This is a genomic window from Rickettsia felis URRWXCal2 (assembly GCA_000012145.1).
GTDB lineage: Bacteria > Pseudomonadota > Alphaproteobacteria > Rickettsiales > Rickettsiaceae > Rickettsia > Rickettsia felis.
Window position 1 is genome coordinate 441,079 of sequence record CP000053.1, and the last position, 20,831, is coordinate 461,909.

A 20,831-nucleotide genomic window follows, 5' to 3' on the forward strand; every position below is an offset into this window, starting at 1 on the left:
ATATTAATATGTCAAATTGCATATAGATAAATACTTTTTAATGAGGGGTATTTAAATCTTCATAATAATCGCACATTGCTTCTCTATTAGCAGGAATATTATTATTAGATTCCTCTATATCCTGTTTAGGAATAAAAAGAGAAAAAATTTTACTAATTTTAATTATTACTTCATGTAAACTCATATTTATTCTTCTAAAAATTATTTTCTATTCTATCACTCTTTATAGATGTAAGGACCTAGTATCAATATTTTTCTTTATTATTCTTTTCTTTTTGTACTTTCTTTCTTCTTTGTAAATTCTTTTTTAAAGCAGTTGATAAGTTATTAAATTTAGCTGTCGGTTTGGCTTTTTTCGATGCTTCTTTGGTATCTTCGGTAGATGACATAAATAATTATCTTTTCACATTAGCATTATTATATTATATTATGGATATTTTGGAAATAAAACTATAAATAATCTATGAATCAAAGTAATATAATCTCTCCTGAGTTACTGGATGAGAGAAAAAATATTGCAAGGCAAGGGGGCGGTGAAGCTAGGATCAACGCACAACATCAAAAAGGTAAGTTAACTGCACGAGAACGCATAGAAGTATTATTAGATCCGAATAGCTTTACCGAAACAGGTATGTTTGTATCCCATAGATGCAATAATTTTGGGATGCAGGATAAAAAGTTTTTAGGTGACGGTGTTGTAACGGGACACGGTACGATAAACGGTAGGTTGGTATTTATTTATAGCCAAGATTTTACCGTACTTGGTGGCTCACTCGGTGAATATCATGCTAAGAAAATCTGCGATATTATCGATCAAGCTATAGCAACCGGTGCTCCCGTAATCGGTATTAACGACTCAGGGGGAGCAAGAATTCAAGAAGGGGTTGATGCTCTTGCCGGATACGGTGAATTATTTCAGCGTAATGTTTTAGCGTCTGGTGTTATCCCTCAAATTACCTTAATTATGGGACCTTGTGCCGGCGGTGCAGTATATTCCCCTGCCTTAACCGATTTTATATTCATGGTTAAGAATAGTTCTTATATGTTCGTAACCGGTCCTGATGTAGTAAAAACCGTTACGGGTGAAGAAGTAAACCAAGAAAAGCTCGGCGGTGCTAGAATGCATACCACTAAAAGCGGTGTTGCCGATCTTGCATTCAATAATGATATAGAAGCATTGCTCGAAATTCGTAAGTTCTTTAATTTCCTTCCGTCATCCAATCGTAGTCCTCTTCCTGTTCGTTCGACTATTGACCCTGCCGATAGAGTCGATATGTCTCTTAGCACGTTAATACCTAACACTCCTAATAAGCCTTATGATATGAAAGAGCTTGTTGAACGTATCGTTGATGAGGGAGAATTTTTTGAACTACAACCTGATTTTGCGAAGAATATCATTATCGGCTTTGGTTATATGGAAGGTTATCCGGTAGGATTTGTGGCTAATCAGCCTTTGCATTTAGCAGGATGTTTAGATATAAACGCCTCAAGAAAAGCAGCAAGATTTATTAGATTTTGTGATGCTTTCAATATTCCTATAGTAAGCCTTGTTGATGTACCTGGATTTCTGCCTGGTACATCCCAAGAGCATGACGGTATTATTAAACACGGGGCTAAGCTGTTATACGCGTATGCGGAAGCTACAGTGCCGAAGATTACCGTAATTACCCGTAAGGCTTATGGAGGTGCTTATATAGTTATGAACTCCAAGCATCTTAGAGGCGATATAAACTATGCTTGGTTTAATTCGGAAATCGCTGTTATGGGTGCAGAGGGAGCAGCCGAGATAATATTTAAGGAAGAATGTAAAGACCCTGAAGCTAAAAAACAAAAAATCGATGAATATAGAAAAGTAGTAACTTCGCCTTTTGTTGCGGCATCTAGGGGATATTTGGATGATATTATAAGACCGCAAAATACTAGATGGCGAATATGCAAGGCATTAAATTTCCTGCGTACTAAAAAAGTAGAATTACTTTGGAAGAAGCATGATAATTTGCCGCTTTAGCCAAACGTCATTGCGAGGAAAATTACGAAGTAATTAACGAAGCAATCTCAGGATATTTGACGAGATTGCCACGCTCACTAACGTTCGCTCGCAATGACGAAAAATACAAGAAAAATTATAACAAAAAACTATGAATAAACCATTATTTGATAAAATTTTAATTGCTAATCGTAGCGAGATCGCCGTTAGGATAATACGTACCTTAAAAAAGATGGGAATAAAGTCGGTTGCAGTATATTCTGAAGCTGATACAAACTCAATGTATGTGCAGCATGCAGATGAGGCTTATTATATAGGTGATTCCCCTGCAACGGAAAGTTATTTATCTATTAAAAATATTATTTCAGCGATTCGTGAAAGTGGAGCAAGTGCAGTACATCCAGGTTACGGTTTTTTATCGGAAAATCCAATTTTTGCCAATATTCTTAAAAGAGAAGGTGTTGTTTTAATAGGACCGAGTGCCGGAACTATTAAAAAAATGGGCGATAAAATCGAAGCAAAAAAGATAGCGATAGAAGCCGGAGTTAGCACCGTTCCGGGTTATATGGGAACTATAAACGATGTTAAGCAAGCGGTGGATATTGCTAAAGAGATTGGTTTTCCGGTAATAGTAAAAGCGGCTGCCGGTGGCGGTGGACGTGGTATGAGAGTGGTGAATAATCCCGCTGAAATGGCAAATGCTTTTGAGTCGGCAAAGCTTGAAGCAGCCAATAGTTTTAGTGACGATAGATTGTTTATTGAGAAGTTAATTCAAACTCCCCGTCATATCGAAATTCAGCTAATTGCCGATCAATACGGCAATAGTGTATGTCTCGGAGAGCGTGAATGTTCAATACAGCGTCACCATCAAAAAGTAATCGAAGAAGCACCGAGTTCTTTTATTACTGAAGATATAAGGCAAGAAATGTATCGGCAGGTAATATCCTTATCTCAAAAAGTGGGATATTATTCGGCCGGTACTGTTGAGTTTATAGTAGATAGTAATAAAAATTTCTATTTTTTAGAGATGAATACTAGGTTGCAAGTCGAGCATCCAGTTACTGAGCTAATTACCGGTATAGATATCGTTGAAGAGATGATAAAAATCGCAGCCGGCGAGAAATTATCATTTACGCAAGATGACATAAAATTAAAAGGTTGGGCATTTGAATCACGAATTTGTGCCGAAAACCCAAGCCGAGGTTTCTTACCTTCTAGCGGTAGAATTATAGCTTATTCCGAACCTGCAAAGAGTCCTAATATCCGTATAGATACAGGAATTGGGCTTGGCGGTGAAGTAAGTATGTTTTATGATTCGATGATTGCAAAATTATGTACTTACGGTGAAACAAGAGAGCAGGCGATTGAGGTAATGCGTTCTGCTTTGAGTTCTTATATAATTAACGGTATTGCTCATAATATCAGTTTCTTAGAAGCTGTAATGCTACATCCACGCTTTGTTAGCGGCAATATTTCTACTGCCTTTATTCAAGAAGAATATCCTGACGGTTTTTCTGGAGCTAGTCTAACTTCAGAAGTAACTACCGTATTTTTAGCAACGGCTATTTTTATTTATATATCAGAGCAGAGACGTGCTTCTTTAATTTCCGGCAATATTAACAATCAGGCTAACAAAATAGGTACAAGATGGGTGGTAACTATCGATGATAAATTATTCCCTGTATTAATTACACCTGTTGAAAACGGCTATAATATACGTCACGAAAGCGATAGAATATATATTCGTAGTAACTGGAATTTAGGTAATGAACTTTTTACGGCTATAATTAACGGTAAAAAGACAAATGTAAAAATTGAGAATATCAGAACCGGTTATTTATTATCGCATGCCGGTATTAGCGTAAAAGCCTTTGTACGCTCTCCTCGTATATCAGAACTTGAAGCGTTAATGGTCTCAAAAGTAGTGGTAGAAGAAAGCTCCGAACTACAAGCTCCTCTAAGCGGTCAGATTGCTGCGATAAAGGTGAAAGAAGGGCAGGAAGTGACGGCAGGACAAGAAATTATGATTTTAACTGCTATGAAAATGGAAAACCTGATTCTTGCCGAAAGAGACGGAAAAATAGCTAAAATTTTTGTTAATGAAAAGGATAATGTTGTAAGAGGACAGATATTATTAGAATTTGCTTGATATACTCTGCTATCGCTATTGCGATTGGGAATTGCCCGCGTGGATCGATTTCACCTCTGTCATCCCGTGGGTTTGACCAGCGTTGTTGCATGGCTCGAAAAACGCACTCGGTGTCATTCCTGCGAAAGCAGGAATCCATCATAAAGCGAGATAAATCGAGCTTTTAATTTCAAAAATTTGCTGTATTTATGCTTTTTTTTGGATTCCTGCTTTCGCAGGAATGACATAAAACTAGCCATGCAACAACGTCGGCTTAACCACGGGATGACACAGTAGGTTTTGCCGATCTACGCAACAATGCCTCCTCGCAATGACGGAAAAGCCTATCCATGCAACAATAGAAAGCAGTTTACTATATTCATTTATTCAGGTATATCCATTAAGACAAAATTTTCTCCTAAAATACTAAAGTTAGTATCTTTCTCAAGACATAAAATATTAAAACTAGTTTCTTCTTCGAGAATATATTCCATTAAGTTAAAATTTTTCTCAATGTATGAAATCATTGATTTGTCCGTCTTATCAGCCATTTCTAGAGCTTCAAATTGACACTCTCTTAAATAATATTGTGCTTTTTGATAATAATTAGAGTTTTTGCGTATTTTACTATACATTTCTATAGCTTCAGCATATTTATCTAGATTGTAAAAAGAACTACCGCAATTAAATAAAGCACTTTGATAGAGTGAGAAATGGTTATCAGAGATCTGACTATAATATTTTATGGCTTCTATAAATTTCCCTTGTTGAAAGTAACACTCTCCTATATTAAACAGAGCATAAGGATAAGATGTGCTACTTTTATCTATTTTGCTATAAGCTTTTATAGCTTCTTTATATTTCTCATTCCTAAAATAATTATTTCCTTTCGTAAGATTTGGATTAGCCATGGTTCCTCCGTATTTTAATTAGATTTTTTTATAAAAAAGTATATATTACCATGAAATATAATTCCCATGTTTCATGGTAATATATATATCTAATAAATGTGCAAGAGGATTTTTATTTGATGTTATTTCTAACTAAAATCAGTAATCCAGAAAAACACCTAAAAATACTAATTTTATTAGTATTTTTAACTGGATTCTGTGAATAAATCGGTGTTGTTGCATGGATACCCGAATCGTGATTGCGAGGAGCGAAGAGCCTTGTTGCATGGATCGAAAAACTCACTCGATGTTATTCCCGCGTAGGCGGGAATCCAGTACTTTTAGCTGTCACCCCGTGGTCAAGCCACTATATGACACTCAGTAGATTTCTCGAACCATGCAACAAGGCTAGAGCGAAGCATTGTTGCAATCCAGAAAAATAATTAAAAAAATTCTGATTTACAGAATTTTTTACTGGATTGCTTCGCCCTTATTACTGCGTAATTCTTCTCGCAATGACGACACACTTGATCCGCGTAAGCAACGCCTATGCAGAAATCACATTGAACTAACCTTCAAACTTAGAATTGAATAGCTCTGTCGTATCACCGCCTAAAGAAGTTTCTTCATCAAGCTTATTAAGGTCTTCAAGAGAAAAGAATTTTGATTTAGCAGCTAACCTAGAACCTGTTTCAGCCTCTTGTATTATTTCTGCTTTTAACAGATCTATAATTGTTATATATTTCTTATGCTTATCATTATCAGGATTAAATATCGAAATATCAGCTTTATGCTTAATTAATAATCTACAAATATCTTTATATGTAGGATTTTCCGGTTTATCTATAAGTGAATTTAATGCTAAAAGAACTACTTTACCTCTTTCTAACATTACAGCATTAGGATTACCGCCATGCTCTAATAAAACTCTAAGCATTGCTATATACGTAAATGGCTCGTGTTCCGGTTTAGAACCTAAAGCTTTATAATTGGGTTCATAGGCTGCGATTGCATCAGATACTACTAAAGCAACAGGATCTTCTGAATGGTCATGAGCTGTTGCACCATATTTAAACAACTTTTCTAAAATTTTGACATTACCTTTTATTATTGCTGATATAACGCCTTGAGATGCAATAGCTTCTTTTGTTAGAAGGTAATCCATTACATCAGTACGGTCATTCATAATAGCAATACTTAATATAGAGCCTCCGTGTACAGGATCATCAATTGTAGTATTAACATCAAACCTTTTCTCTTCAATAAAATATTTAACTAAATCTAAACGACCTTGAACAACCGCTTCATAAAGACCATCATGAGAAACTTTGGATGAACCTATTAATTCTCTAATATCTTCTAAGCTTTTGTGATTTTTTACTGCTTGAAGAACTGTAAAATCTATAATTGTTTTGGAAAGGGATGAATCTATTAATTGCTTAATATCTTGTATGCTTCTATGTTTTTCTATTAAAAATTTAATAGAAAAACATAGAAGGTTATCTGAATAAAATGTATATACAAATTGCTTGATTTCTTTTATATCTTTGTTTTTTTCTATTAAAAAAACAAGAGATTTTATTGTATCAGCGTTGTTATCTAATAACTTTAATATTATTTTTTTATCTTTTATTTTAATTGCCCTATTTAGTGCTGTTCCATGTATAGGATCAATTTCGTTAATTTGATTAGTTTTTATAAGTTCTTTAATTTTTTCTTTAGTTTCTTCTTTAAATTTTTCTTTTAAAATTTGTTTTTCAGTTTTAAAATAATCTCTTAGAGCTTTATAAGAGAGGCTTTTATGCATAATTTACCAAAATTAATTTATAGCGTGCGTACTATAGATTAATCTAAGTAAATTATCAATATCTTAATTGATAGTAAAATAATTTACGATCTCTTAACTTTAAGTTGTATTTGATGGTTCTCTAATTCTACTTTACTTACATAATCAGGCGTAAAATTTTTAGAAAACTCGCCTAAAGTTTGTTCTTTAATAAAGTCTCCATAATTATCAATTATCTTAGATAAATCAAACTCGCTTATTATTTCAATTAAAATCCTGTCGGTTATAGAGAAATCGGCATCTTTTCGAGCCTGTTGTATGAAGCGTACAATGTCTCTTGCGTATCCTTCTTCTATTAACTCAGCTGTTAGCTCTAAATCAAGTATTAACAAGCTACTATTATTCTCAAAACTTGCTGCTCCTTTGATATGCACGTGCGGCTCTAAAACTAGCTTATATTCGTCGCTATTTAAGGTTTCGTCGCATATAGCTAAACCGCCTCCGATAGCTTCCCACTCGCCTTTTTTAGAGGCGGCTATTATCTCTTTCATTTTAGCGGGAAGACGTTTACCGAGCATTGGGAAATTAATCGATAGTTTTTTGCTTGCGTAATTCTCTAAATCATCACGATAAATTACTGATTTAACATTAATTTCGTCTTTAATTAAATCTTCAAAGCTTTTTAGTTTATCATTATGTTTACTAATGATAGTTATAGTTGCAAGCGGCTGCCTTACTCTGATATTTTCAGTGCTTCTGATAAACAAGCTATTACTGCAAATATCAAGTACGTTATCCATAGTAGCAACTAGCTCGTGATTTATCTCAAAGCTTGAGAGATTAGGGTAGTTGCATAGATGGACAGAGATAGAACCGTCATTGCGAGGCACTGAAAGTGCCGTGGCAATCTCATGAGAATTTCCTGAGATTGCTTCGTCAAGACTTAAGTCTTTCCTCGCAATGACGTCCGGTCGTTTATGACATAACCCCAAATATATCGCCTCCGAAATCATAGGCACTAGTGCCGACATCGCAATTGCCATAGTCTCTAAACATGAATACAGAGTATTATAAGCATTTTGTTTATCTGCATCTTTTTCGCTTTTCCAAAATCTAGCTCGGCTTCGTCTTATATACCAGTTATTTAACACTTCAAAAAATTCTGAAACTGCATGATAAGCCGTTTGCGTATCGAAATTATCTAAACTTTCTTCAATTTTATTTACTGCTATTTTGAGCTTAGACAATATATAAATATCAAGCACGTTTTGAGAAGCAAAATTAAGCTCACCTTTAAGCGAATCGGCATTAGCATACATCGTGAAGAAATGGTAAGCATTCCAAATAGGTTTGATAAATAAACGAAGCGTATCAAACACCATCTTACCGTCTTTATCGATTAATAGCTCCTGACCTTTAACGACGTTTGAAGAAAGCATCGTAACTCTTAAAGCGTCAGAGCCGTATTTATCAAATAGCTCCAGCGGATCGGCATAGTTATTAAGACGTTTTGAAAGTTTTTGACCGGTAGCGTCTAAAATCACGCCATGGCATATACAATTTAAAAACGGCGGACGATCAAATAAAGCGGTAGATAATACCATTAAAGTATAAAACCAACCACGTGTTTGGGCTGAATACTCAACTATAAAATCAGCCGGAAAATGATCCTCGAACCACTTTTTATTTTCAAAAGGGTAGTGGGCTTGCCCGTACGGCATTGAGCCGCTTTCAAACCAGCAATCAAACACGTCTTCGATTCTACGCATTGTTGATTTACCGGTTGGATCGTTGGGGTTTGGTCTTGCCAGTTCATCGATAAACGGACGATGTAAATCAGTAACTTTAACGCCGAAATCTTTTTCAAGCTCTTCTATAGAACCGTAAACATCTATACGTGGATATTTTGGATCGTCAGATTTCCATACAGGTAGCGGCGTTCCCCAAAATCTATTACGGCTTATTGACCAATCTCTAGCATTTTCAAGCCACTTACCAAACAAATTATCTTTAACATGGAAAGGTATCCAGTTAATTTGCTGATTTAATTCTACCATTCTATCTTTAAACTGTGTAACCTTTACGTACCATGATGGAACGGCCTTATATATAAGAGGCGTATCTGTTCGCCAGCAATGAGGGTAATTATGAATATACTGCTCGGTTTTTAGCCAATTTCCTTGTTCTTTCAGTTTGATAATTATTTTGTCGTTTGCGTCAAATACTTGCACTCCCTCTAAATCAGGAATTTCTTTAGTGAATTTACCGCTATTATCAACAGGGCAAACAAGTGAGATCCCTTTTGATTCGCAAAGTATTTGGTCATCTTCACCAAAGCCTGGAGCCATATGTACGATCCCTGTACCGTCACCCTCAACCACGAAATCGCCTGCAAATATCTTAAAGCTGTTCGGATGATTCGCGAAATAGTCGAATAAAGGCTTATAGCTCAATCCTTGAAGTGCTGAACCCTTAATTATCTCAAAATTTTCTTCACCGCTAAGCCCTAATTCTTTAGCATATTTAGAGACGGAAGAAGCAGCTATAATATAGCAGATATCCTCTTTCGGTATTGATGCGTAATCTATATCACTACCGACTGCTAGGGCTAAATTTGATGGTAATGTCCAAGGCGTCGTGGTCCAAGCGAGGATTCTATATTCTTTATAGTCACCGCTAGATGTCGTTCCTGACTCCCTCGATGTCATTCCGTTGATCGCAGGAATCTCATTCAGTACAAAACTCACCGTTACAGCTTTATCTGCTCGCTCACGATAAGAATTATCAAGCCTTGTTTCAAAATTAGAAAGCGGTGTTTCGCATGCCCAAGAATAAGGCATTACCCGCATAGATTCGTATAATAGCCCTTTATTATATAACTCCTTAAATGCCCAAATGACGGATTCCATAAAATTCTTATCCATCGTTTTATAAGAATTTTTAAAATCCACCCATCTTGCTTGACGAGTTACATATTCTTCCCAGTCGCTCGCATATTTCATTACCGAAGCTCTGCAATGGCTATTGAACTTCTCTATACCGAAATTAGTTATTGCAAGACGCCCTGAAATGCCAAGTTCTTTCTCTGATTGCATTTCAGCAGGAAGACCGTGACAGTCCCAGCCAAAGCGACGCTCGACTTTCTTACCTTTAACTGTTTGGTATCTAGCATATACGTCTTTAATAAAGCCGGTAAGCAAATGACCGTAATGCGGCAAACCGTTTGCAAAAGGCGGCCCATCATAAAAGATAAATTCTGACTCTCCATTCCTATCATCAATAGATTTTTGGAATATATTATTGTCTTGCCAAAATTTTAGTATCTCTCGCTCTATAGCCGCAAAATCAGCATTTGAACTAACTTCAGGATAATATTTAGTATTTGTCATTATTTTAGAAATTATTATAATAGTTTGGTTTATAATAATAGATAATGACAAATAGATAAATACATAATTTGTACTAAACTATTTAATTTTTAAGGGACAAATGAAAACCATAGAACTTTCTAGTACTAAAAACGTGTTATCTTCTATTTGAAAAAACTACTCGATGTCATTCCTGCGAAAGCAGGAATCCATAAAATAAAACTAAAAAACAAAAAATGTATTGGGTATATATATTATGCTCTAATAAGCATGGTACTTTATATATTGGTATCACTAATAATATAATACGTCGTGCTTATGAACATAAACAAAAAATAATAAAAGGTTTTACCTCAAAATATAATATTATAAAGCTTGTTTATACAGAAGAATTTACTGATATTAAAGAAGCACTTACAAGAGAGAAAAACTTGAAAAAGTGGAAACGTAACTGGAAAATAGAACTGATAGAAAAAGCTAACCCTGAATGGAAAGATTTAATTGAATAGTTCTATGGATTCCTGCTTTCGCAGGAATGACATAAACCTATCTATGCAACAACATCACAATTTCCTCGCAATGACGATACTATACGAATAATATTAAAACTTAGAATTTTCTTTATTTGCTTCTTGATATTTCTGCTTTAAAAATTCATCAACAAATGATTCTGATTTAGAACCATGTTGTTTAAACAATTCTTGAGCTTCTTTTACAGCCTTATGAAAAGTGATTAAATGTAATTCATTATTAACTTTATTTATAAGTTTCATAGTATTTCTAATTTGATGAAAAATTAATATTACCCATTAAATATACCTACGTAAACATTCTAACTATGGGTATATTTGAAGGGTCGAGTAATTTTTTCATCTGTGAGAAAGTTTTTACTATATTTTCTACGGCAGTCTCAATAAATTTATCGGTTTCAATATAATTCTCCGATTCGTCTTGTATGTAAAAAAGAATAGAGGAGACATAAACCGATAGCAATAAACCTCTTTTAGTATAATAGTTAAAATCAAGAGATTTATCGCCGGTATAACGCCAAATAGCATCACAACTACGGAATGCAACTTCAGTTCCTTGCATTGGGTTTAACGCAAAATAAGCGGCATTCTTACTATGAATAATAGGGAGTACGGTTTTAATCCTAATCTTTACCGCTAAAGATATTTTATCTCTTATTTTTGCTGGCTCTTCTATTGTCTTTAAGCTTTCTAGCATAATATTATCTAAGTAGCTTTCAAAGAATTCTATTATTTCAGATAAACCTTCCGGAAAAACTATTAAAGCATAACCTTTTGCAAAGCCGCATTTTTCTTCTGCTTCTTCAAGTAGTTTATTATTCCATTCATTAAACGGTAATAATTCTAATAAAGATTGCACGAAACTTATTTTTTTGATATGGTGTTCTTCTTTAATGCTCATATTTTTTAACCTTGACATATAACTTAATTATAGGGTATAGTTCAATAAAACACAATATCTTTTAAGGAGAGTAATTTTAGTGATACTAGTAAATGTTCACGCCGGTAATTGTGACAATACGCTTAAGAATTTTAAGAAAAGGCTACAAAGAGAGCTTTATTTTCGTAAGATGAAAGAACAGCGTTATTATGAAACACCTTCAGCGAAGCGTGTTCGTAAAGCACAAGAAGCAGCGAGAAGACAGAGAAAATTTGCTCGTAAAAAAATGTTTGATGAATAAAATTTCAAACTATTTTAATACTAAATAAAAAGCTAGAAATATTAATATTTCTAGCTTTTTTGTTATGTAGATTGCTTCGTAATTTTTCGTCATTGCGAGGAAATTGCATAGCAATTGTACGTCCGCAATCTCAGGATATTTGATGAGATTGCCACGCAGCCTATGGCTGCTCGCAATGACGATTAGGTGTCCACGCAGCAACGCCCCCGCAGGAATGACATTAAAGTACAAATATTCCCAATTAGCTTTTTTTATGTTATAAAGAATTGTTATAGCCATATAAACCGTATCTATGCTTAGTTATCTTAAAAAAAATTTACGTTCTTATTTTTCTAGTAGAGTACTAATTTTTACTTTAGCAATAGCAGCTATTATTTTTGCCTGTGCTACTTTTTATGTGATATCTTTAGAATCAAAGAATTTTAGTACGATTATTGGATTTTTATTAGTTGATTTAGCAATTTTTTTAATTTTAGGCGTTTTACTAACTCAAAAATTTTTTACTCAAAATAGTAATAATGATAGTTCTAAATTACAAAATCGTATTGTAATTGCCTTTAGTTTAGTTGCAGCTATTCCAACTATAATTGTCTCAGTATTTTCTGTTTATTTTTTTAATCTTAGTGTTCAAGCTTGGTTTGATAAGAAGATTTCTACGGTTCTTGATCAATCCGTAATAGTTGCGGAATCTTATATTGCCGAGCATAAATTACAGCTAAAAGAAACGGCTTTAGCTGTTGCTGAAGATTTAAGCGATATGTATTATGATTTAATTCATAATCCCGCTTTATTTACTAAAACACTTAATACCGAAGCAGAGATGCGTTCGCTTGATGAAGCTATAGTTTTAAACAAATCTACTAATACTATAGTAGCTAATAGTTATTTAAGTTTTTCATTATCATTTGCAACTATTCCCGCACATTTAATTAAAAAAGCGGATTTAGGGGAACCGGTGGAAGTAAAATCCGATCCAACCAAAATAAGGATGCTGATTAAATTAAAAGAATATAATGATGTGTATTTATTAGTCGGTAGATTAGTAGATAATAAAATTATCGACCATATAGATGCAACTAACGGAGCAGCTGCCGAGTATAATAGCCTTAAAAACGAAATAGATAATATACAGATTAAGTTCTCTATAATGTTTATCTTTATTGCCTTATTACTTCTTTTTGTAGCTATAAGTTTTGGGGTTATATTTACCGCTAAAATAGTAAAGCCTATTAAAAAATTAGTTACTGCAACTGACAAAGTTAAAGACGGTGATTTAACGGTACAAGTGCCTGAAAATGAAGTAGATAAAGACGAAATAGGTACGCTTTATGCGGCATTTAATAGAATGATTAAGCAGCTTTCCCGTCAGCAACGTGATTTAGTTATAGCACAGAGGGCGATGGCTTGGTCGGATGTTGCAAAAAAAGTAGCCCATGAAATCAAGAACCCGTTAACTCCTATTTTACTTGCTTCTGAAAGATTGCTTAAGAAATTTAGTCCTGAAATTAAGGAAAAGGAAGAATTTGAAAATTATTTAAAAATGATTATTCGTCATACTAACGATATTAAAAATATAGTGTCCGAATTTGTTCTTTTTGCACGTCTTCCTGCTCCTAAATTTACGAAAAGTGAATTAGTTTATTTAGTTAAGCATATTGTTGAAGCACGTAAATTACTTAATGATAATATTTTATATAAATTTGAGTCTAACGTAGATCAGTTTGATTTTATGTGTGATGCTACCCAAATAAATCAAGTTATGATCAATTTATTGAAAAACGCAGAAGAGTCAATAGAAGGGCGAGAATCCGGAAAAATAGAAGTTACTATAGATGCTAAAGACGATTTTATTAGCGTTATTGTAATAGATAGCGGTAAAGGATTCCCGCCTGAGCTAATAGGCAAAGCTACCGAAAGCTATGTTACGACCAGCAGTAAAGGTATGGGAGTAGGGCTTGCTATAGTTAAAAGAATAGTCGAAGAACATTGCGGCATTCTAGATATAGCGAACAGAGAAGAAGAGGGAGCAATAATCGATATAAAATTCGATTTAAAAAAGCTTGATTTGAAAGTTGGACGTTCCGGAGGTTAGAATTATAGTATAGGACAATTCTTGAAAAACCCTGTATGCCATCCCTAGCCCAGCATTATTGCATGGATCAATTCTACCGCTGTCATCCTGTTACTTGATCACTTAATAATAGGCAAAAAGTTATGGATATAGAAATTACAGAGCTTTTAGCAAAAGAACTTATTGCAGAACAATTCCCTAATTGGGCTAATTTATCAATTAAATCGGTTGAATTTAGTGGTCACGATAATAGGACCTTTCATTTAGGCGATGAAATGTTGATTAGATTACCAAGTGCAGAAAAATATGTAGATGCGGTTTCAAAAGAACAAAAATGGTTACCAGTATTAGCACCTAATTTGTCATTTCATATCCCTAAGCCTTTAGCTTTAGGTAAACCTTCAAAAAATTATCCTTGGAATTGGTCAATATATAAATGGATTAAAGGAGAAAGTGCAAATAGCTTTGATGCTAGTAGCTTAAATTTATCTCTAATAGCTTCTGATTTAGCAAAATTTCTAAATGAATTACATAAGATTGATATAACTGATGGACCTATTCCAGGTACTCATAATTTTTGGCGTGGGGGTAATCTTGCAGTTTATAACCTTGAGACAAAATCAGCAATTAAAAGCTTAAAAAATTTGGTTGATGCAGATAAAGCTCTATCTGTTTGGGAAAAAGCATTAAATTCTCAGTGGAATAAAAAACCTGTATGGATTCATGGTGATTTTGCAAGCGGTAATATTATTATAAAAAATGGCAAACTTGATGCAGTAATTGATTTTGGAGGTATAGCCGTTGGTGATCCTGCTTGTGATTTAGTAATAATTTGGACTTTTCTTCAAAATGAAGCAAGAAAAGTTTTTAAAGAAAAGCTACCCTTAGATGATGATACTTGGGATAGAGCAAGAGGCTGGGCTTTGTGGAAAGCTTTAATTGCTCCATTAGATGGTCTTTATGCTGTTAAGAATTTACAAATTATTCATGATATTTTATATGAGCATGAAAAGTTATGATTGAGATAGGTATTTATTAAATACTAATGAGTAATAGATATCTGCACAGTATATAATAAAGAATATTAGCATTAGTGGTGATTAGATTTTAACTAAAGTTTTGTAATGAGTATAAGCTGCAAAAGAAAGATCTAAATTAGATATATAGAACAAAAATAAAATAATTTCAAAATTGTAGTTGACAGGGCTGATTATATTGCATATAACTACACCTATCCAAAGCGATAAATGAAAAAAAGTCGCAGCTGTTTTTAAAAGTAAATAATTAGATATAGATAGTGACAGTAAACATGTACATATCACAAAAGTGATAATTAAACCTGTCAATTTTTTAAAGTAAAACTGACAGAATCAAACTTGAGAGTTTGATCCTGGCTCAGAACGAACGCTATCGGTATGCTTAACACATGCAAGTCGGACGGACTAATTGGGGCTTGCTCCAATTAGTTAGTGGCAGACGGGTGAGTAACACGTGGGAATCTGCCCATCAGTACGGAATAACTTTTAGAAATAAAAGCTAATACCGTATATTCTCTACAGAGGAAAGATTTATCGCTGATGGATGAGCCCGCGTCAGATTAGGTAGTTGGTGAGGTAACGGCTCACCAAGCCGACGATCTGTAGCTGGTCTGAGAGGATGATCAGCCACACTGGGACTGAGACACGGCCCAGACTCCTACGGGAGGCAGCAGTGGGGAATATTGGACAATGGGCGAAAGCCTGATCCAGCAATACCGAGTGAGTGATGAAGGCCCTAGGGTTGTAAAGCTCTTTTAGCAAGGAAGATAATGACGTTACTTGCAGAAAAAGCCCCGGCTAACTCCGTGCCAGCAGCCGCGGTAAGACGGAGGGGGCTAGCGTTGTTCGGAATTACTGGGCGTAAAGAGTGCGTAGGCGGTTTAGTAAGTTGGAAGTGAAAGCCCGGGGCTTAACCTCGGAATTGCTTTCAAAACTACTAATCTAGAGTGTAGTAGGGGATGATGGAATTCCTAGTGTAGAGGTGAAATTCTTAGATATTAGGAGGAACACCGGTGGCGAAGGCGGTCATCTGGGCTACAACTGACGCTGATGCACGAAAGCGTGGGGAGCAAACAGGATTAGATACCCTGGTAGTCCACGCCGTAAACGATGAGTGCTAGATATCGGAAGATTCTCTTTCGGTTTCGCAGCTAACGCATTAAGCACTCCGCCTGGGGAGTACGGTCGCAAGATTAAAACTCAAAGGAATTGACGGGGGCTCGCACAAGCGGTGGAGCATGCGGTTTAATTCGATGTTACGCGAAAAACCTTACCAACCCTTGACATGGTGGTCGCGGATCGCAGAGATGCTTTCCTTCAGCTCGGCTGGACCACACACAGGTGTTGCATGGCTGTCGTCAGCTCGTGTCGTGAGATGTTGGGTTAAGTCCCGCAACGAGCGCAACCCTCATTCTTATTTGCCAGCGGGTAATGCCGGGAACTATAAGAAAACTGCCGGTGATAAGCCGGAGGAAGGTGGGGACGACGTCAAGTCATCATGGCCCTTACGGGTTGGGCTACACGCGTGCTACAATGGTGTTTACAGAGGGAAGCAAGACGGCGACGTGGAGCAAATCCCTAAAAGACATCTCAGTTCGGATTGTTCTCTGCAACTCGAGAGCATGAAGTTGGAATCGCTAGTAATCGCGGATCAGCATGCCGCGGTGAATACGTTCTCGGGCCTTGTACACACTGCCCGTCACGCCATGGGAGTTGGTTTTACCTGAAGGTGGTGAGCTAACGCAAGAGGCAGCCAACCACGGTAAAATTAGCGACTGGGGTGAAGTCGTAACAAGGTAGCCGTAGGGGAACCTGCGGCTGGATTACCTCCTTAAAGACTAAATTAGTGTATTGCTTATATTTATATAAGTAATTACTCAGTCCAAATATTTACTGTCACTATCTTTAACTAATTGTTTGCTTTTAACTACTAAGCAGTTTCTTCTACAGGTCTTAAAAATCTTTCTATAACATTTTCCCAAGTCATACGATAAAGCTACTTTTAGCAGCTTTGTTATAGCTATTAGTTAGCAATAAGATAATATACAATATATAATTGACATATCAACTTTAACTTTATATAAAGTACTAAATAATTAATTTAAAGGTATAAAATGAAACTGTATAAACTTGTTACTATATTAATGAGTACCATAATCTTGAGCGGTTGTGCTACAATTTTTTCCGGTACGACTCAAGATATTCATGTTAAGGTTATAGATAATAAGAATAACGCTACTTTAGAAAATGTAATATGTACTGTTACCGATGGAACGAGAGGAAGTTATGTCTTACAAAATAATCCAGGGATAGTAAAGGTACGTAGAACTTCAGGGTCAGTGTTAGTTGATTGCAAAAAAGAAGGATATAAACAACTTAATATTGCTGTTGGAGATAATTTTAATAGCGTAACTCTTATTAACGTGTTGTTTTGGCCAGGGTTTATTGTAGATGCCTTAAGTGGATCATATAAAAAATATCCTTCTCATTATTTAGTAGCAATGGAGAATATTGCTCCTTGTGCGAAATAAGAAATTATTTATATTTTAAATAATCACGAGGAAAAATTGAAAATTTTGATGAAGCAATCTAATTAAATTCTGAATTACCATGCTCTCTACGTTCGCGGTGTTGTTGCATGGCTCAAAAAATGTGTTTTATGTCATTCCTGCGAAAGCGGAAATGATATAAATAAATCATGCAACAATGCTTACGTTCATTCGCTAATAGCGATATCTGTTGATAGTTAGCAATACCTGTCAACAGAATCTAGTAATTCTTGACATATTTTTATATTAATAATATCTTTCTATTAAAATTTGGGAGATATTTAGATTAACTTATGAAAATTGCTAAATCACAGGCAAAGATACTTTTTTCAGCATTAGATGAATGGAATAACACTGGTTTACTTGATGATAATACGACTATATTACTTAAAAACGATATAGAAATATTAAATTTTGATTGGAAGAAATTAGCTAGATATTCTTTTTGGATTTCTTTAATATGTATAGTTATTGCTATTAATGCTATTTTGTCTGATCGTTATCTACGAGAATTATTAGAATATATTTTTAATGCCCCGTATCTGCTGAAATTTATTACCTTATCAACTTTATCGGGAATAATTTATTTTGTTGGTTTTAAAAGACAGCAACAAAAACCAGAGAAAATTTTTAGCAATGGGGCAATATTATTTTTAGGGGTCTTAACCACTGCTTGTGCTATTTAACAACTAGGAAAAGCATTTGATTCAGGGAGTGGACATTTTTCCATTTTATTGCTTTTATCTTTTATTGTTTATGCCATATTAGGATATTTCTCTAAATCAAATTTAATTTGGTGCTTTGCTTTAATTTCACTAGGTAGTTGGATGGGAGCAGAAACCGGGTATATGTCAGGATGGGGAGCATATTACTTAGGTATGAATTATCCATTACGTTTTATATTATTTGGAGGAATCTTAACATTTTCTGCTCTTGCACTAGAGGAAAATAAAAAATTCAATCATTTTACTCAAGTAACTCTTGTAATTGGTTTATTATATTCATTTATTGCAATGTGGTTATTATCAATATTTGGAAATTATGACCCTGAAGATTATAGCACCTGGCGGTTGGTAAAGCCGATAGAATTATTTCATTGGTCTTTATTATTTGCCTTAATGTCCGGAGCAGCTATTTATCACGGTTTAAAACAAGATAATTCGATAACTAAAGGATTTGGAGTTACTTTTTTATTTATTAATTTATATACAAGATTTTTTGAATATTTTTGGAATACAACTCATAAAGCAGTATTTTTTACAATTCTAGGAATAAGCTTTTGGTGGCTTGGAAGCAAAGCAGAAAAAATTTGGAATCTTACTGCAAAAAAATAATTAATATATAAAGTTCTGCTGTTGTAAGGAACGTATATATTCAGATAGAACTTAAAAAAACTAGCAGCAATATCTTTGTAAGCTCTTGGATGCTGAACATTTAATAACTGTTGTCATTCTTCATCTTGTGGACTCTTTGCTTTTTTTAGCTGCAAATTATAAGTAAAGTAGTTTTTAAGCAATAATATATAAATTAATTATTTTTAATTCACAAAATGTCTTAATAAAACATAATAAATATCATACAATAATATTAAAAAACATTAAGGGCAAAATATATGAATTATTTAGGATATGGTGGTATTTCTCTTGGAACAATACTTGCAATAGTAATATCGTTTAATGTGAATAAATCAATATTATGGGCTATCATTCATGGATTTTTTGGATGGTTTTATATTGTATATTATTTGTTATTTAGAAAATAGACTTCTTGCATAACCTCTTTTTAAAGATGATTTGTACGTTAATCCGGTATTGCCGCGTGGACCTGCTTTTCCGTCTGAGCTAAGAAGAATTACGTAGTAATTCGACGAAGCAAGAAAGAAAAAAATTCTGATTTACAGAATTTTTTTATTATTTTTCTGGATTGCTGCGTCACTTCGCTTCTCGCAAGGCATTGTTGCGTGGACCGGTAAAACCCACTGTGTCACCCCGTGGCTTGCTAACTAGGTCCATAAAAACAATAAAAAATACTAATAATTTTAGTATTTTTAGCTGGATCCCGTGGTCAAGCCACGGGGATGACAGAGGCGAAATCGATCCACGCAACAACGCCTCCTCGCAATGACGATTAGATATCCATGCAACATATCTACTCGCATCCTCACATATTTATATACGCTGCGGTGGCAAGTGCTTTCGTGTTTCTTTCAAACTTTCTTTCTAAGATAGGTTATGTAAGAAGTCTAATAATAGGAATCATCTGCAAGAATAAAAGCTTTAAGTTGCTTTAAAGAGTGAAGTTTGTTAATCTCTACAAAAACATATTTGAGATTATATGATAACTACATATTTAAAGGAAAATAATTCTATAGTAAAAAATGAAGAATATATTATTAATGAATCCACATTATGGATTGATTTATTCAATATAACCGATGAAGAAAAGGTAATAGTAAAAAATACATTAAATATAGAAATACCGACTTTAAAGGATATATCACAAATTGAGATTTCCGAGAGGTTATATGTTGAAAATGAGGCATTATATCTAACTATTACGGAACTTGTTAATAAAGAGCAAGAATTTCCCGAAACACATTCTATAGTATTTATTTTGCATAAAGGTTGTCTTATAACAGTTCGTTACGTAGAATTAATACCCTTTAATGACTGTATAAATAAATTTGCTAAGCAGCTTAATAACAAATATAATGCAGAAAATATTTTATTTATGTTACTTCGTAATATGGTAACAAGATTATCGAATATTGTACAGTCGATTAGTATGGATATTGATGATTATGGACGTTTAATACTTGATAATAACATTAATGATTTGCGTATAGATCATACCAATGTATTAAAGAAAATAGGTCGAAAAGGTGATTTACTTTCTAAAAGTCGTGAGTGTTTATTTTCTTTAACTATGGCTATTCAATATATTTTAAAATCTCCACAAATAACTCAAAATAAAGCATCTAAGGATCTATTAGATACATTGCTTCGAGACGTAGACTCAATAATTAATTTTTCACAATTTATATCTAGTGAGATTGCAAGAACTCTAGACGCAGCACTAGGTATGATTGCGATTGAACAAAATAATATTATTAAAATTTTCTCGTTGGTTACTATATTTTTTCTCCCACCTACTTTAATAGCCAGTATTTACGGCATGAATTTTACCGTAATGCCTGAGCTTAAATCACCTTATGGTTATCCTATAGCTTTATCTTTAATGCTATTATCTACAATTATTACCTATAAATATTTAAAGAAACGGAAGTGGTTATAAGTTTTTATTG

The 20,831-nt window shown here is 34.2% G+C and carries 18 protein-coding genes, 1 rRNA gene and 2 pseudogenes; 13 read left to right on the plus strand and 8 right to left on the minus strand.

All coding sequences use genetic code 11. From position 1 onward, the window contains the following. Window positions 1-37: 37 nt before the first annotated feature. Both RF_RS10480 and RF_RS10485 read right to left on the minus strand, forming a co-directional pair. Window positions 38-184 (minus strand): hypothetical protein, encoded by a 147-nt coding sequence (locus RF_RS10480; protein WP_175265466.1) that lies wholly within the window; start codon window positions 182-184, stop codon window positions 38-40. A gap of 61 nt (window positions 185-245) precedes the next feature. After that, window positions 246-389, minus strand: a complete 144-nt coding sequence (locus RF_RS10485) for a hypothetical protein (protein ID WP_187145856.1) — start codon at window positions 387-389, stop codon at window positions 246-248. Between the two features lie 74 nt (window positions 390-463). On the opposite strand from RF_RS10485, the gene RF_RS02270 reads away from it, so the two are divergent. Both RF_RS02270 and RF_RS02275 read left to right on the plus strand, forming a co-directional pair. Then, complete coding sequence (locus RF_RS02270) at window positions 464-2,008, plus strand: acyl-CoA carboxylase subunit beta (RefSeq protein WP_011270753.1); 1,545 nt, start codon at window positions 464-466, stop codon at window positions 2,006-2,008. Between the two features lie 130 nt (window positions 2,009-2,138). Then, complete coding sequence (locus RF_RS02275; protein WP_011270754.1) at window positions 2,139-4,136, plus strand: acetyl-CoA carboxylase biotin carboxylase subunit; 1,998 nt, start codon at window positions 2,139-2,141, stop codon at window positions 4,134-4,136. 362 nt (window positions 4,137-4,498) lie between these two features. Here the strand turns inward: RF_RS02275 and RF_RS02280 are convergent, their stop codons facing one another. The 3 genes from RF_RS02280 to ileS all read right to left on the minus strand — a co-directional run bounded on the left by RF_RS02280 (window position 4,499) and on the right by ileS (window position 10,180). Beyond that, entirely contained in the window at window positions 4,499-5,026 is a 528-nt protein-coding gene (locus tag RF_RS02280) for a tetratricopeptide repeat protein (protein WP_011270756.1), read from the minus strand. 547 nt (window positions 5,027-5,573) lie between these two features. After that, window positions 5,574-6,812: an ankyrin repeat domain-containing protein gene (locus tag RF_RS02285; RefSeq protein ID WP_011270757.1), complete on the minus strand. Its 1,239-nt coding sequence runs from the start codon at window positions 6,810-6,812 to the stop codon at window positions 5,574-5,576. A gap of 83 nt (window positions 6,813-6,895) precedes the next feature. Further along, complete coding sequence (ileS, locus tag RF_RS02290; protein WP_011270758.1) at window positions 6,896-10,180, minus strand: isoleucine--tRNA ligase; 3,285 nt, start codon at window positions 10,178-10,180, stop codon at window positions 6,896-6,898. Window positions 10,181-10,395: 215 nt separating this feature from the next. Here ileS and RF_RS02295 point away from each other — a divergent pair, with 215 nt between their 5' ends. After that, entirely contained in the window at window positions 10,396-10,668 is a 273-nt protein-coding gene (locus RF_RS02295) for a GIY-YIG nuclease family protein (protein WP_011270759.1), read from the plus strand. A gap of 93 nt (window positions 10,669-10,761) precedes the next feature. On the opposite strand, the gene RF_RS10490 is transcribed toward RF_RS02295, so the two are convergent. After that, on the minus strand, window positions 10,762-10,932 hold the full coding sequence (locus RF_RS10490; protein ID WP_175265467.1) for a hypothetical protein: 171 nt from the start codon (window positions 10,930-10,932) through the stop codon (window positions 10,762-10,764). A gap of 46 nt (window positions 10,933-10,978) precedes the next feature. Continuing rightward, on the minus strand, window positions 10,979-11,590 hold the full coding sequence (locus tag RF_RS02300) for a COQ9 family protein (protein WP_039594946.1): 612 nt from the start codon (window positions 11,588-11,590) through the stop codon (window positions 10,979-10,981). Between the two features lie 79 nt (window positions 11,591-11,669). Between RF_RS02300 and rpsU the strand changes: the two genes are divergently transcribed. After that, window positions 11,670-11,870 carry a 30S ribosomal protein S21 gene (rpsU, locus tag RF_RS02305; RefSeq protein ID WP_011270761.1) on the plus strand — a complete coding sequence of 67 codons (201 nt, stop codon included), beginning with the start codon at window positions 11,670-11,672 and terminating at the stop codon, window positions 11,868-11,870. Between the two features lie 9 nt (window positions 11,871-11,879). Here rpsU and RF_RS10495 read toward each other — a convergent pair whose 3' ends face one another. Then, window positions 11,880-12,149, minus strand: coding sequence for a hypothetical protein (locus RF_RS10495; RefSeq protein ID WP_039594904.1), 270 nt, complete (start codon window positions 12,147-12,149; stop codon window positions 11,880-11,882). A 13-nt stretch (window positions 12,150-12,162) separates the two neighbouring features. On the opposite strand from RF_RS10495, the gene RF_RS02315 reads away from it, so the two are divergent. The 9 genes and pseudogenes from RF_RS02315 to RF_RS02345 all read left to right on the plus strand — a co-directional run bounded on the left by RF_RS02315 (window position 12,163) and on the right by RF_RS02345 (window position 20,821). Continuing rightward, window positions 12,163-13,962: a sensor histidine kinase NtrY-like gene (locus tag RF_RS02315; RefSeq protein ID WP_011270762.1), complete on the plus strand. Its 1,800-nt coding sequence runs from the start codon at window positions 12,163-12,165 to the stop codon at window positions 13,960-13,962. A gap of 122 nt (window positions 13,963-14,084) precedes the next feature. After that, window positions 14,085-14,228 (plus strand): annotated as a pseudogene (locus tag RF_RS11285) (acetyltransferase); the annotation flags it as partial. After that, on the plus strand, window positions 14,217-14,960 hold the full coding sequence (locus RF_RS02320; RefSeq protein ID WP_318248854.1) for an aminoglycoside phosphotransferase family protein: 744 nt from the start codon (window positions 14,217-14,219) through the stop codon (window positions 14,958-14,960). The pseudogene RF_RS11285 and the gene RF_RS02320, both read left to right, overlap by 12 nt. Window positions 14,961-15,313: 353 nt before the next feature. Continuing rightward, window positions 15,314-16,812, plus strand: a 16S ribosomal RNA gene (locus tag RF_RS02325). Between the two features lie 280 nt (window positions 16,813-17,092). Further along, a complete protein-coding gene (locus tag RF_RS02330; protein ID WP_011270764.1) occupies window positions 17,093-17,509 on the plus strand; it encodes a hypothetical protein in 417 nt (138 codons plus the stop codon). Between the two features lie 311 nt (window positions 17,510-17,820). After that, window positions 17,821-18,213: a hypothetical protein gene (locus RF_RS02335; protein ID WP_011270765.1), complete on the plus strand. Its 393-nt coding sequence runs from the start codon at window positions 17,821-17,823 to the stop codon at window positions 18,211-18,213. A 141-nt stretch (window positions 18,214-18,354) separates the two neighbouring features. Beyond that, window positions 18,355-18,861: a hypothetical protein gene (locus RF_RS02340; RefSeq protein ID WP_187145857.1), complete on the plus strand. Its 507-nt coding sequence runs from the start codon at window positions 18,355-18,357 to the stop codon at window positions 18,859-18,861. Window positions 18,862-19,474: 613 nt separating this feature from the next. Continuing rightward, window positions 19,475-19,640 (plus strand): annotated as a pseudogene (locus RF_RS11920) (tRNA lysidine(34) synthetase TilS); the annotation flags it as partial. A 221-nt stretch (window positions 19,641-19,861) separates the two neighbouring features. Further along, window positions 19,862-20,821 (plus strand): magnesium transporter CorA family protein, encoded by a 960-nt coding sequence (locus RF_RS02345; RefSeq protein WP_011270768.1) that lies wholly within the window; start codon window positions 19,862-19,864, stop codon window positions 20,819-20,821. Window positions 20,822-20,831 lie beyond the last annotated feature (10 nt).